This is a genomic window from uncultured Nocardioides sp. (assembly GCF_947488025.1).
In the GTDB taxonomy this organism is placed as follows: domain Bacteria; phylum Actinomycetota; class Actinomycetes; order Propionibacteriales; family Nocardioidaceae; genus Nocardioides.
Map to the genome: position 1 here is coordinate 250,939 of NZ_CANKYS010000002.1, position 13,169 is coordinate 264,107.

14 protein-coding genes are annotated in these 13,169 nt (G+C 73.3%); 6 read left to right on the plus strand and 8 right to left on the minus strand.

The features are described 5' to 3' along the window. Positions 1-106 precede the first annotated feature (106 nt). Positions 107-1,315 carry a pyrophosphate--fructose-6-phosphate 1-phosphotransferase gene (locus Q1B24_RS04605; protein ID WP_299923880.1) on the plus strand — a complete coding sequence of 403 codons (1,209 nt, stop codon included), beginning with the start codon at positions 107-109 and terminating at the stop codon, positions 1,313-1,315. Between the two features lie 3 nt (positions 1,316-1,318). Here the strand turns inward: Q1B24_RS04605 and Q1B24_RS04610 are convergent, their stop codons facing one another. Together Q1B24_RS04610 and Q1B24_RS04615 are read right to left on the minus strand one after the other, a co-directional pair. Further along, positions 1,319-2,566, minus strand: coding sequence for an MFS transporter (locus Q1B24_RS04610; protein ID WP_299923883.1), 1,248 nt, complete (start codon positions 2,564-2,566; stop codon positions 1,319-1,321). Positions 2,567-2,613: 47 nt separating this feature from the next. Then, positions 2,614-3,687, minus strand: coding sequence for an SMI1/KNR4 family protein (locus Q1B24_RS04615; protein WP_299923886.1), 1,074 nt, complete (start codon positions 3,685-3,687; stop codon positions 2,614-2,616). Positions 3,688-3,755: 68 nt separating this feature from the next. Here Q1B24_RS04615 and Q1B24_RS04620 point away from each other — a divergent pair, with 68 nt between their 5' ends. Both Q1B24_RS04620 and glpK read left to right on the plus strand, forming a co-directional pair. Further along, positions 3,756-4,595 carry a DUF1028 domain-containing protein gene (locus Q1B24_RS04620; protein ID WP_299923889.1) on the plus strand — a complete coding sequence of 280 codons (840 nt, stop codon included), beginning with the start codon at positions 3,756-3,758 and terminating at the stop codon, positions 4,593-4,595. Further along, positions 4,592-6,070, plus strand: coding sequence for a glycerol kinase GlpK (gene glpK, locus Q1B24_RS04625; RefSeq protein WP_299923892.1), 1,479 nt, complete (start codon positions 4,592-4,594; stop codon positions 6,068-6,070). Before Q1B24_RS04620 ends, glpK begins: the two co-directional genes overlap by 4 nt. Here the strand turns inward: glpK and Q1B24_RS04630 are convergent. Beyond that, the gene (locus Q1B24_RS04630) at positions 6,067-6,966 is read right to left on the minus strand and encodes a hypothetical protein (RefSeq protein WP_299923895.1); all 900 of its coding nucleotides are present in this window, start codon (positions 6,964-6,966) and stop codon (positions 6,067-6,069) included. The genes glpK and Q1B24_RS04630 overlap by 4 nt on opposite strands. A 9-nt stretch (positions 6,967-6,975) precedes the next feature. Beyond that, positions 6,976-7,419: a GNAT family N-acetyltransferase gene (locus Q1B24_RS04635; protein ID WP_299923898.1), complete on the minus strand. Its 444-nt coding sequence runs from the start codon at positions 7,417-7,419 to the stop codon at positions 6,976-6,978. Between the two features lie 183 nt (positions 7,420-7,602). On the opposite strand from Q1B24_RS04635, the gene Q1B24_RS04640 reads away from it, so the two are divergent. The 3 genes from Q1B24_RS04640 (at position 7,603) to Q1B24_RS04650 (ending at position 10,045) form a co-directional block, all read left to right on the plus strand. After that, positions 7,603-8,439 (plus strand): DUF4397 domain-containing protein, encoded by an 837-nt coding sequence (locus tag Q1B24_RS04640; protein ID WP_299925088.1) that lies wholly within the window; start codon positions 7,603-7,605, stop codon positions 8,437-8,439. A gap of 179 nt (positions 8,440-8,618) precedes the next feature. Continuing rightward, entirely contained in the window at positions 8,619-9,086 is a 468-nt protein-coding gene (locus Q1B24_RS04645) for a class F sortase (RefSeq protein ID WP_299923901.1), read from the plus strand. A gap of 338 nt (positions 9,087-9,424) precedes the next feature. Next, positions 9,425-10,045 carry a hypothetical protein gene (locus Q1B24_RS04650; RefSeq protein ID WP_299923904.1) on the plus strand — a complete coding sequence of 207 codons (621 nt, stop codon included), beginning with the start codon at positions 9,425-9,427 and terminating at the stop codon, positions 10,043-10,045. Between the two features lie 9 nt (positions 10,046-10,054). Here the strand turns inward: Q1B24_RS04650 and Q1B24_RS04655 are convergent, their stop codons facing one another. The 4 genes from Q1B24_RS04655 to Q1B24_RS04670 are packed head-to-tail and all read right to left on the minus strand — an operon-like array spanning position 10,055 to position 13,166. Then, positions 10,055-10,699 (minus strand): response regulator transcription factor, encoded by a 645-nt coding sequence (locus Q1B24_RS04655; protein ID WP_299923908.1) that lies wholly within the window; start codon positions 10,697-10,699, stop codon positions 10,055-10,057. Between the two features lie 37 nt (positions 10,700-10,736). Next, positions 10,737-11,243 carry a flavin reductase family protein gene (locus tag Q1B24_RS04660; protein ID WP_299923911.1) on the minus strand — a complete coding sequence of 169 codons (507 nt, stop codon included), beginning with the start codon at positions 11,241-11,243 and terminating at the stop codon, positions 10,737-10,739. A 4-nt stretch (positions 11,244-11,247) separates the two neighbouring features. Then, positions 11,248-12,402, minus strand: coding sequence for a DUF5931 domain-containing protein (locus tag Q1B24_RS04665; protein WP_299925091.1), 1,155 nt, complete (start codon positions 12,400-12,402; stop codon positions 11,248-11,250). Beyond that, positions 12,399-13,166, minus strand: coding sequence for a lysophospholipid acyltransferase family protein (locus Q1B24_RS04670; protein ID WP_299923914.1), 768 nt, complete (start codon positions 13,164-13,166; stop codon positions 12,399-12,401). Before Q1B24_RS04670 ends, Q1B24_RS04665 begins: the two co-directional genes overlap by 4 nt. Positions 13,167-13,169: the final 3 nt, after the last annotated feature.

The window sequence follows — 13,169 nt, forward strand, 5'->3', positions numbered from 1 at the left end:
ACGTCGTGTCGGCGCCCGGGTCACGCCGGGCAGGCGCGACCCGCCCCCGGAGGGGTGGAGTGGGACGTACTTCCGGGCTTGTATCGATCCAACTACCCTGCTGCCCATGCCGAAGCGTGTTGCGATCCTGACCGCGGGCGGGTACGCCCCGTGCCTCTCCTCCGCCGTGGGCGCCCTCATCCAGACCTACGACGCCACCGACCCCGACATCGAGCTGATCGCCTACCGGCACGGCTACCACGGCCTGCTCACCGGCAACAGCATCACCATCGGCGCCGAGGAGCGCGCCGGTGCTGCCCTCCTCCACCGCTACGGCGGCAGCCCGATCGGCAACAGCCGGGTCAAGCTGACCAACGACGCCGACTGCCGCAAGCGCGGCCTCATCGGCGAGGACGAGACGGCGCTGGAGGTGGCGGCCGCGCGGTTGCAGGCCGACGGGGTCGACGTGCTGCACACCATCGGCGGCGACGACACCAACACCGCGGCCGCCGACCTTGCGGCCCACCTCGCGACGCGTGGTTCCGAGCTGACGGTCGTCGGGCTGCCCAAGACCATCGACAACGACATCGTGCCGATCCGCCAGAGCCTCGGCGCGCAGACCGCCGCCCAGCAGGCGTCGCGGTTCGCGCAGAACGTGCTGGCCGAGCACGGGTCCAACCCGCGCATGCTGATCGTCCACGAGGTCATGGGCCGCGCCAGCGGCTGGCTGACCGCCGCGGCGGCGCGCGACTACATGGCCTGGCACGCCGAGCAGGAGTGGCTGCCCGGGATCGGGCTCGACGGCCGCAAGTGGGCCATCCATGCGGTCTACGTCCCCGAGCTCGCCATTGATCTCGCGGCCGAGGCCGACCGGCTGCGGGCCGTGATGGACGAGATCGGCTGCGTGAACATCTTCCTCGCCGAGGGTGCCGGCATCGACGACATCGTCGCCGACCTCGAGGCGTCCGGCGAGACGGTGGGACGCGACCCGTTCGGGCACGTCAAGATCGACACGATCAACCCCGGTCGCTACTTCGCCGACCGCTTCTCCGAGGCCATCGGCGCCGAGAAGAAGATGGTGCAGAAGTCGGGCTACTTCTCGCGCTCCGCGCCCGCCAACGACACCGACCTCGCCCTGATCCGCGAGATGGCGGAGCTCGCCGTCGCGTGCGCCCTCGACGGCACGCCCGGCGTGATCGGCCACGACGAGGACCAGGACGACGAGCTGCGCGCGATCGAGTTCGAGCGCATCGCCGGCCACAAGCCGTTCGACGCCACCCAGGCGTGGTTCACCGACCTGCTCGCGAGCATCGGCCAGGGCACCGGCCGGGACTGAGGCTCACGCGGCCTCCGTCGCCTCTTCCTCGGCGCGGTTGGTCACGCGCCTGCCGGCCGCCGGGAGGACGCGGGGCAGCCGCTGGAGGTACGCCGCACTGGCGAGCGCGACGAGCGCGAGCACCCACCACAGCGTGGTCTGCCCGTGGGCCAGGAGCCACGTGAACGCCACCGGCGTCACCGCTCCTCCGATGCCCCAGCTGAGCTGGAACAGCCCGAGGTAGCGACCCCGCAGGTGGTCGGGCGCCGCCTCGGCCGCGGCCGCGCTGAAGACGGGCCCGCCGGTGAGCTCGCCGGCCGTGTAGATGGCCGCGCCGACGAGCATCACCACGATCGCCAGCCAGACCGGGAGCCAGCCCGCGACGACGAACAGGGCGTAGGCGGCGACGAAGGTCAGCTGGGCCAGCCCCATCATCCGCGCCCGCACGCGCCCGGTCATGCGGCGTACGACGAGCCCCTGGCCGAGGCCGACGAGCGCGGTGTTGAGAGTGAAGATCGCCCCGACCACCCATCCCGGGAGGTCGATCGTCTCGGCGACGTAGACCGGCAGGGCGAAGTTGAGCACCATCATCCCGGCGACGAAGCCGAACTGCCCGAGCACGAGGCGAAGGTAGGCGGTGTCGCGCAGCGCCACGCCCCAACCCTCGACCGGGGCGTCGGCGGGGTGGGCCACGCGGTGGTCGGGCACGTCGAGCAGGAGGACGAAGGCGACCACGAAGGTCACCGCGTTGACGACCACCACCGACTGGAAGGCGACGTCGGTGCCGACCTGCAGCGCGAGGCCGGCCAGCACGCCGCCGATGGAGTAGCCGAGGTTGCGCACGGCCTGCAGGAAGCCGAACCACAGCTCGCGCTCCCCCGGCGCCGAGATCGCGGTGACGACGTTGCCGAACGACCCCCAGAACGACTGGCGACCGAGGTTGAGCAGGGCGGTCCACAGCGCGACGGCGAGCAGCGAGTCGGCCCACAGGTAGGCCACCATGCCGGCGGCCTGCACGAGGTTGCCGACCAGCATCATCCGTCGCGGGCCGAACCGGTCGACGAGGCTGCCGATGACGAACGCTCCCGGCATCGTCAGCACCGCGGACAGCGACAGCGCGGACCCCACCTGCACGAGGGACAGGTCGGTCATCGCGAGGAAGTAGAGCAGCGTGATCGGCATGAACAGGCCGCTGCCGACGGTGTCGGCGACGATCGCCGCGACGAAGCGGCGGTGCTCCCCCACACGGGGGAATCCGAGACGAGCCAGCACGGGGGCATCCTCTCGCATCCCGCTGACCGGGGGTCAGACCGGCAGGGTCACGCACTCTCCCGGGGCGCGAACGTCGCCTGGTCGACGAGGTCCACGTCGGGATCGTGCGCACCGAAGACGCCGTCGACCGGCGTGCCTCGCAGCCAGGCGAGCAGCGCCGCCGTGAACGTCACGCGCATCGCCTGCCCGGGGTCGGAATGACGCGGCACCCAGGCAAGGGGCCACCGGTCCGGCGGTCCCTCGCGGACCCACCCGAGGACGTCCCCGTCGATCGAGTCGGCGAAGGGCAGGAAGTCGACCTCGCCGCTCCCGGCGACCGGGTCCAGGAACGGTCGCCCCATGCTGGATCCGAGATCGTCCGGGTGCCAGACCCTCAGCCAGCCGCGCCAGGCGCCCGGCCCGTACGCCGCCATGAGCGCGCGGTAGTCGCCGGGAAGTCCCTCGTCGACCACCGATGGCTCGCGACCCTCCGGCGGAGGCACCAGCACCTGCAGCGCATTCAGGCCCGCGCCGCTGGTGAGCCCCTTGCGACGCGGGTCGCTCCTCGCAGCGCGGTCGGGCGGTGTCCAGTACGACGTCGCCCGGCCGCCGTACGCGCGATCGATCCTCGCGGGAAGCGGGCCGAGCGAGTGGCCGCCCTGACCCACGCCGGTGGTCACGAGCGCCTCGAGGAACGGGACGAGCGTGCGACCGGAGTGGATCCAGCCAGCGTTGCCGTAGGCCCCCGGCGCGTGAGCCAGCACGACGACCGGCCACTCCTCGGGCGCGCCCGCCGCGGTGTCCCAGAAGAGACCCTCTCCCCCGCGCCCCGAGCCGAACGGCAGCAGCCCGCCGCGCTTCGGGTGGAACCTCGGCGCGGGAAGACGGGCGGCGTCGCACGCGTCGCGCGCCTCGAACCGGATCCCGGCCAGCTCCTTGTCGAACGTCGGGTAGCCCGCGAGTCGGACCGGCGCGTGGATCCACAGCCAGTCGCCCACGAGGAGGGAGCCGAACCGGTCGGCGATCTGGCGGTACGCCGTCGGCAGCGCCGTGCCGAGCCACCCCTCGACCCGACCCCAGTCGATCCGCGTCGGCTCCGGCGTCACGGCGGACAGCAGGTCGTGCACGATTCCCCCGTTCACGGGCGTCAGCGTAGGGCCGCGCACGACGTGCGGCACGGAGTTGGCCGGAATGCCCCTAGGGTCGGCACATGACGTTCTCCATCGTGGCCAGGTCCGACGACGGTGAGTCGTGGGGCGTCGCCGTGGCCTCCAAGTTCCTGGCCGTCGGATCCGCCGTGCCCGCGGCGGCGGCCGGGGTCGGCGCGATCGCCACGCAGGCCGACGCCAACCTCGCCTTCAAGTACCTCGGGCTGGCCCACCTCGACGACGGCGCGACGGCCCAGGTCGCCCTCGACCGGCTGGTCGAGGAGGACGACGAGCGCGAGCACCGGCAGGTCGGCGTCGTCGACTCCGACGGCAACGCAGCGACGTGGACCGGCGCCGAGTGCTTCGCCTGGGCGGGCGGGACGACCGGCCGCAGCGGTGAGCGCGGCGGCTACGCGATCCAGGGCAACATCCTCACCGGGCCCGAGGTGGTCGAGGCGATGGAGCGCGCTTGGATCGCCGGGGAGGGCACGTCGCTCGAACGCCGCCTGCTCGCCGCCCTGGCGGCAGGGGACGAGGCGGGTGGCGACAGCCGCGGCCGCCAGTCGGCCGCACTCCTCGTCGTACGCGACGGGGCCGGCTACGGCGGGCACGACGACGTCGCAGTCGACCTCCGCGTCGACGACCACACCGCCCCGGTCACCGAGCTCGCGCGGCTCGTTGACCTCAACGAGCTCTACCTGACCGCCTCGACCCCCGAGGAGCAGGTGCCCGTCGACGACGCCCTGATGATCGAGCTGGAGTCGCTGGCCAAGGCCGAGGGCAAGGACAGCTTCCGGGAGTGGGTCGGGTCGGAGAACTACGAGATGCGGGTCGCCCCCGGCCTGCGACCGGGATGGATCGACCGGCGGATCCTCGAGATCATCCGAGGAGTCGGCAAGTGAGCATCCTTGCGATCGACGCCGGCACGACCGGCGTGACGGCCGTCGTGGTCACCCCCGACGGCCGGATCCAGGCCACGGGCTACCAGGAGTTCCGCCAGCACTTCCCCCAGCCGGGCTGGGTGGAGCACTCCGCGGAGGAGATCTGGCAGGCCACCCTCGAGGCCACCCGCGAGGTGCTCACGAAGGTCGACCAGTCCGAGCTCACGGCGGTCGGCATCACCAACCAGCGCGAGACGGTCGTGCTGTGGGACCGCGAGACGCTCGGCTCACCGCGCCGCGCGATCGTGTGGCAGGACCGGCGTACGGCCGACATCTGCGACCGGCTCCGCGCCGACGGGCACGAGGAGCGGGTCGCCGAGCTCACCGGGCTGCGCCTCGACCCCTACTTCTCCGGCACCAAGCTGATGTGGCTCGCCGAGAACGAGCCGCACACGTGGGCGCTGGTGCAGTCGGGTCGGTACGCCGTCGGCACGGTCGACTCCTACCTCATCGCCCGGATGACGCGCGGCACCTGGCACGTCACCGACGTCTCCAACGCCTGCCGCACCCTGCTCCTCGACCTCGAGTCGGGCGAGTGGTCCGACGAGCTGTGCGAGCTCTTCGGGGTGCCGCGTGACGCGCTGCCCGACCTGGTCCCCAACTGGGGTGAGATCGCCCCCACCGACCCGACCGTCTTCCTCGGGCTGTCGCTTCCGATCGCGGGCGTCGCCGGCGACCAGCAGTCCGCGCTGTTCGGGCAGACCTGCTTCGAGGAGGGCGAGTCCAAGTGCACCTACGGCACCGGCTCGTTCATCCTGACCAACACCGGCAGCCAGGTGCTGCGCAGCGACGCCGGCCTGCTGTCGACCGCGGCGTGGCGCTCGCCCGACGGCGAGATGACGTACGCCCTCGAGGGCGCGATCTTCGTGACCGGGGCGGCCGTCCAGTGGCTGCGCGACGGCCTCCAGATCGTCGGGAGTGCCGCCGAGACCGCGGCGATCGCCGCCACGGTGGACGACACCGACGGCGTGGTCTTCGTGCCCGCGCTGACCGGGCTCGGCGCGCCCCACTGGGACCCCCACGCGCGGGGCACCATCCTCGGCATCACCCGCGGCACCACCCGCGCCCACCTCGTCCGCGCCACCCTCGAGGGGATCGCCTTCGAGGTCCGCGACGTGCTCGAGACGCTTCCCGGGCAGGGACAAACTACGCTGCGCGTCGACGGCGGCGCCGCGGAGAACGACTTCCTGTGCCAGCTGCAGGCCGACCAGGTCGGCCGCGCAGTGGAGCGTCCGGAGATCATCGAGACGACGGCGCTGGGCGCGGCGTTCCTCGCCGGGCTCGGCACCGGTGTGTGGGGGTCGACCGACGACCTGCGCGAGACGTGGGCGCTCGACCGGCGGTTCGAGCCCGGAGGCGACCGCGACGCGCTCGACGCGTCGTACGCCCGCTGGAGCGACGCGGTGGAGCGGTCGAAGGGCTGGGCCAGCTCCTAGAACCGCTCGCGCGCCTCGCGGGCCGCGTCGACCTCCGACCGCGCCTCGTCGACGGCCTCCTCGACCTCGGCCTGCGCCGCCTCGGCCTCCGCGAGCTCCTCGTCGACCTCCTCGAGGGTGTCCTCGAGCGCGGCGAGCCGGCCGCGGAGCTCGTCGATCTCGGACTGGACCTGCAGGGTGCGCGCCTGCAGCTTCTCGACCGACCGGCGTGCGGCCCGGTGCTCCTTCTCGTGCTCCTTGAGCACGGCGCGCGCGTCGGCGAGCCGCTCGTCCGCAGCTGCCCGGGCCTTGGCGTCTGCATCCGGGTCGGGTACGACGTGCAGCTGGGGCCGCTGCGTCGGGTCCGGGGCTGCCGCTGGGCGTGCCTTCGCGCTGAAGCCGAGCGCCTCGGGCAGTGCGACCGCCCCGCTGAGGTCGAGGTCGCCGAGGCCGGTCGCGGACAACGACGTCACGAGCAGCCCGCTGCGCACGGCGCGCGCGGCGTCCGGCTCGAGCATGGCGGCGGTGAGGGTGGCCTCCACCTGCTCGGCGACGGACTCGGTCGTCCTGACCCCCTTCTCGCGCGCCATCCGCCGCGCCGCCGTGGTCACCGACGCGGTCAGCTGGCGGCGCTGCTTGGTGAACTCGCGCAGCTGGGTGGCATCGAAGTTGTCCTGCGCGTCCCGCAGGGCCTCGCCCACCGCGAGCACCTGGTCGACCTGGTCGGGATCGCGACGGACCAGCAGGTTGACCACCCAGGCCGCGACGGACGCCTTGCGCAGTCCTTTGATCGAGGCAGCGAGCGCCTTGTCGGCCTTGTGCTCCTTGACCAGCGCGTCGCGTGCAGGTGTGAAGTCCGCGAGGGGCAGGGCGTAGAGGTCGTCGGCGATCTTCAGCAGCGGGTCGGCGTCCGGCATGCCCCGATCCTAGGGAGCGGCGTACTCGACCTCGGTGGGGTACGGCGGCCAGGGGCACTCCTGGGTGACGCCGCTGGGAGCCCAGCCCAGCGACTCGTAGAGCCCTCGCGCCCGCCCGTTGGCCTCGAGCACCCACAGGCGCCGCGCTCCCGCGGCCTGGGCGCGGAGGAACCCGTCGCGGCCCAGCCCGGCGCTCCAGTGGTCGGGCCGGACGGCCAGGTGGCGCAGCGTCGACCCGTCATGGGCGGTCAGGGCGACCAGCCCGCGCTCGTCCTCGACCACCTCGACCCTCACCCCCGGGTCGTCGAGGAGCAGGGCCCAGCGGGCCAGCACGTCGTCGTCGGGGTAGGGCAGGTCGCCGAACACGTGCGCCAGGCCCGTCCGGCTCGCGATCCGCTCGAGGTCGCGCAGCGCGACCATGTCCTGCGCCGTCGCGCGTCGCCAGGTCTCCACGGCTCAACCCTAGGCGTGTCGGCGTCGACGGACGTACCCCATATCGGGGTTGAGCGGCGGGACCCCGGGGTGTTCAGGTGAGGGCCGGCGTCTCGATCGGGACGGCGTCGTGGGGGCTACGGGGGTGTGGTCGGAATGCGTCGACGTGCAGCATTGCTGGCGGCCGTGTGCCTGCCACTCGCGATGGGCTCGCCGGCCGGGGCAGAGGCCCCGGCGCCGCTGCCAGCCCGCGTCAGCGTCGTACAGGCCGTTCCCGGGACGAGCGTCGACGTGAGCGTCGACGGTCGTCGGGTCGCCGGCGGTGCCGGCGTGGGTGACGTGCTGGGGCCGTTCGAGCTCGAGCCCGGCAGCCACGAGATCTCGTTCCGCGGCAAGGGCGTCAAGGTGGAGTCGACCCTCGACGTCGGGGCGGGCGACACCAGCGACGTCGTGCTGCACCTGCCCGCGGACGTCGGGGGCAAGCCCGTCGTCCACTCGTACGCGGCACCCGCGGGGCCGATCGGGCCGGGCAAGGCCCGCGTCCTGCTCGCCCACACCGCGACCGTCGCACCCGCCGACGTCGAGGTGGACGGCCAGACCGTCTTCACCAACATCGCCAACGGGGAGTTCGCCGACGCGGACGTCCCGGAGGGCTCGATCGCGGTGGCGCTGCTGCCGTCGGGGACGGACGGCGCCGATCCGATCCTGGGCCCGCTCGACGTGGCGGTGGAGGCGAGGACGCTGTCGATGATCTACGCCTACGGCAACCCGCGCGACGGCTCGATGAACGTCATCTCCCACACGGTCGACCTGGCTGCCGACGGCAGCGTCCGCCCCTCGCGCATCGAGACCGGGTCGGCGGGGCTGGCCGAGGGCCGGGTGACCACCTTCACCGGCTCGGCGGCCGCAGACGACCGGCGCGTGCTCGCGGCGCTCGGGGCCCTCGCTGCGGCGGTCCTCGCTGCGGCGGTCCTCGTGACGCTGGGCGCCTCCGGAGTGGGCCCACGGCGGCGCTCGCGCCCCGTGCCGCCACTCCGATGAGCGTCCGCACGCGCGCGCTCATGACCTCCGCCTGCCTCGTCGTCGCTGCCGGATGTGCGGGCAGCACCGGCTCCACCCGACCCGTCGACGCCGGGGCTGGCCCGTCTTCGTCGTCCTCCCCGTCGACATCTCCTTCGTCTGCCGAACCGGTCGCTCCCGCCCGCCGCGCAGGCTCCGTCGTGCAGCCGCGACGGCCGGTCCGGGCCACGCTGCCCAGCGGTCGCGTCGTACGCGTGGCCGCCGCCGGCACCACCGGCACGGGAGTGCTCGACGTACCGGACGACGTGGACGTCGCGGGGTGGTGGCGCGGCGGTTCGCGGGTCGGGGACCCGTTCGGATCGATCCTCGTCGCCGCCCACGTCGACTCCGACTCCGAGGGTCTCGGCCCCTTCGCCGAGCTCCTCACGGTGCCTGGGGGTGCGCGGGTGCGGCTCGAGGCCGACGGGCTGCGCCAGGACTTCGAGGTGCGGGAGCGCCGGCTGGTGCCGCAGGGCGGCCTCGCCGACGATGCCTGGATCTACGACGCTGCGGGCGACCTGCGGCTCACCCTCGTCACGTGCGCGCCGCCGTACGACGCCTCCCGCGGCGGCTACCAGAACCTGGCCGTCGTGACGGCGCTGCCCGTCGGCCCTCCGGAGGCGACATGAGCCCGAAGAAGCCCTACCAGAAGCGCCTCCCCACGGTCCTGCCGCCCGCGCCGCGCCGTGCGCCGGCGCAGGAGACGGTCCGACCACCTCCCGCTCCCCCGCGCGCCCGGCGGACCCCGCCGGTGGCTCCGCCACCGGACACCGCGCCCGAGGCGGCACCCGCCGACCCCCGTCCGCAGGCCCCAGGTGCCGCACCGGCTCCCCAGCCGACTGCCGCAGCCGCACCGGTGGCACCGACCGCTCCGCCGCCGACGCCCGCGGTCCCTCCCCCGGCCGACTCCCCGAACGACTCCGCGTCCGCGCGCCCGGGGTCCCCCAGGCGCAGGACGACCGCGCTCGTGGCCGCCGCCGTCGTGGGCGTGCTCGCCGGCGGGGTCCTGGCGTGGCAGGTCGTCGGACCGGGTGAGCCGCCGCGCGCCCCGGCCTCGTTGCCCATCGACGGGTGGCCGATCGCCGGTGAGTCCCGCGCGGTCACCGAGGTGCTGGCCGGCGGCGACCTGGAGGTGACCCACTGGATCCACTCCGAGCGCCCGATCGACGAGCTGGGCCTCACCCTGCCCGAGCTCGACGGTGCGGAGGTCTCCGCGACCGACGTGGAGGTGACCGCGGACGGTCGCCCCGCCTCGGGGCCGGGGACCGTCGCGGGAAGCGGGACGACGTACACCTTCGCGGGGTCGACCCGCATCCAGGTGCGCTACCGGATGTCCGGCGCCGTCCAGCTCAGCTCGTCCGCCGAGCGACGCGGCCTCGCCACGACGACGTCGCTCGACGTCACCGCGACGCAGGCGCGCGACGTCCGGGTCGTGCGGTCGGAGGAGGTCTTGTCTCTCGCCTGCGCCGCACCGGACGAGCAGCCCGAGCCCTGCGGTCAGGCGACTGGCAACGACCAGTGGCGGGTGGAGCTCGACGACACCGACGCCGGCAGCCGGGTGCTGGCCGTCGTCACGGTCCCGTCCTGAGCGGCGCCGTCAGGCGTTGCCGTCGAGCCCGTGCTCGATGGCCCAGCGGGTCAGCTGCACGCGGTTGTTCATCTGCAGCTTGCGCAGGGTGTTCTGCACGTGGTTCTGCACCGTGCGGTGCGAGAGGACCAGGCGCGCGGCGATCTGCTTGTAGCTCATGCCCGTCGCGACCATCTTGAGGATCTCGGTCTCACGCTCGGTGAGCTGGTCGCGCGGGTCGTCCGCCGGACCGTCGGCGATGCGGCGGAACTCCCCGAGCACCAGCCCGGCCAGGCCGGGCGTGAAGACCGTGTCGCCCTCGGCCACGCGCGTCACGGCGTCGATGAGCTCGGCGCTCGAGGCGGACTTCACCAGATAGCCCGTGGCTCCGGCCTTGATCGCCTCGAGGACGTCGTCCTGCTCCCCGCTCGCCGACAGGATCAGCACGCGCGCGGTCGGGTCGTGCTCCAGCATCATGCTGGTCACCTGCACCCCGCTCGCGTCGGGCAGCTGGAGGTCGAGGACGACCACCTGCGGCGCAGCCGCCGGGAAGCGTGCCATCGCCTCGCGCCCGTTGGCCGCCACCGCGACTACCTCGTGCCCGGCCGCCTGCAGGTCGCGCTCGACCGCGTCACGCCACATCGGATGGTCGTCGACCACCATCACCCTCACCATGGGTCCCCCTCCAGGTTTGGACCGCAGCGTAGACGGATCAGCCGCCCGGCGGGACGTAACGGCCACGTCTGTGGACCAGTGGTTCGGGGTCGTCGCCCACCACCAGCTCGTCGACCGTGCACGTCACGAGACGTGACCACCCGACCTCCACGTCGGACTCGACGCTCACCCGGGCCCAGGCGGTGGCCGCGGCGAGCCGGGGCCCGTGGTCGGTGTCGTCCCAGGCGGCCATCCGCCACGGTCCGCCCGGCGCCGGGGTGGTGCCCGCGAAGGCGTCCGCCAGGTCGCGGTCCTTCCACGACAGCAGCTGTACGACGCCCCGGCCGGTCTCGAGGAGCAGCTCGGTGAGGTCGGCGTCGGGGTCGAGCAGCGCGAGCACCCGGCCCGGTTCGCCGCCCGCCACGAGCCATGACGTGACCGTCAGGCCCGCCCGTTCGGCGTCGTCCCCCGCCGTCCAGAGCGAGACCGTCCCGCCGAGGCGCCCGCGTAGGCGTCGTACGGGATCGTCCGGCGTCGGGAACGGGTGGCCGCTGTGGATGGTCACGCCATCACGCTAGCGGCACCCTCAGCTCCCACTCGGTGCCCCACTCACCGCTCTGGAGGGTTGCCGTGCCGCCGAGACCCTCGACGCGCCCGCGGATCGACGAGGCGACCCCGAGCCGGCCTTCGGCTGCAGCCTCCTCCGGCCGGCCAGGAGGCATGCCGGGGCCGTCGTCGCGGACCGAGACGGTGACCGCATCAGGCGCGGCCTCGGCCAGGATCCAGGCCGACGCATCGGGGCCCACGTGCGCGAGGACGTTGTCCAGACAGGCCTTGACCGCGGCGACGGTCTCGATGGCCACGTGGTCGTCGACCAGCACGGCACCGCCGGGCGTCGCGACCTCCACGCGCACCGGGTGCGCGGTCGCCATCGCCTCCAGGGCGCCGGCGAGGTCGACCCGGCCGCCGGACCGGCTCGGCACCGTGGCCTGCTGCCGGATGAGTGAGCGCAGCCCTCGCTCCTGCTCCCCCGCCAGCCGCCCCAGCTCCGCCCACTGCCCGCCGGCCGCCGCCCCCTGGCGCTGCACCATCGTCAGCACCTGCAGCACGCCGTCGTGCACGGCCCTCGCGAGCCGGGTGCGCTCCTCGGCCGCTGCTGCCGCGCGCTCCGCGGCGTCCCGCTCCTGCGCCATCCGCTGCAGCGACTCGCACATGAAGCCGACGATCGGCCCGCCGATGAGCACGAGGAAGATGTTGCCGTAGTTGCCCTGGTCGACCTCCTGCCGCGGCAGCAGGTCGGCCAACGACAGCAGGACCGCCGCCGCGAGGCCGCCCTTCCAGTGCCAGTGGATCGCCCAGGCGAGCAGCGCGCCCATGACCCAGAAGCCCGGGAGCGTGGCCTGGAAGCCGTCCGACTTCAGCCACGGGGTGACGGCGATCGCCGCGACGGCGATCAGCAGGTCTGCGACGAGCAGGGCAGGCGTACGTCTCGAACGCCTGCTGTAGAGCCAGATCGCGACACCGGTCCAGACCACGAGCGCCAGCACGATCGCGAGCGCGAGGTCCGGGTACGCGTAGCTGTCGCGTCGGTAGGCGTTGAGCCCGACCATGTTGACCGTGACCACCACCCGCACCAGGGCGAGCGCGGAGTAGAGCCGGTCCTCGACGGCGAGGGCGGAGTCGGTCCGCGGCTGTGGCGCCGGCGGGTCCGTGAGGGCGTTCAGGACGCCTTCTGCTCGGGCCCGTCCCCGGCCTGCTCGCGCTCGGCCTTCTCCTGCTCGGCCTTCTCGCGCTCGGCCTGGCGGGCCTTCTCCTTGGCGAGCTCCTTGGCCTTGCTGGCGTAGAGGTCGACGTACTCCTGGCCGGAGAGCCGCATGATCTCGTACATGATCTCGTCGGTGATCGAGCGGAGGATGTAGCGGTCGTTCTCCATGCCGGCGTAGCGGGAGAAGTCGAGCGGCTTGCCGAAGCGCACCACCGGACGCGTCCACGTGCCGTAGACCTTGCCCGTGGGCGCCACGACGTCGGTCCCGACGACCGCGCACGGGATCACCGGGGCTCCGCTCTCGAGCGCCAGCCGGGCCACGCCGGTCTTGCCGCGGTAGAGCTTGCCGTCGTGCGAGCGGGTGCCCTCGGGGTAGATCCCGAAGAGGTCGCCCTCACCGAGGATCTTCATCGCCGACTTCATCGCGCCCTCGGCAGCGTTGGCGCCCGACCGGTCGATCGGGACCTGCCCCGCGCCGGTGAAGAACTTCTTCTGGAACCACCCCTTGATGCCGGGGGTCGTGAAGTACTCCGCCTTGGCGACGAAGGTGACGCGACGGGTCAGGGTCAGCGGCATGAACAGCCAGTCGGCGTAGGACAGGTGGTTGCTGGCGAGGATCGCGGGACCCTCCTCCGGCACGTGGTCGATGCCGAAGACCTTGGGCCGGAAGACGAGTCGCAGCACGGGCCCGAGGGCGATCCACTTCAGGAACCAATAGAGCACGGT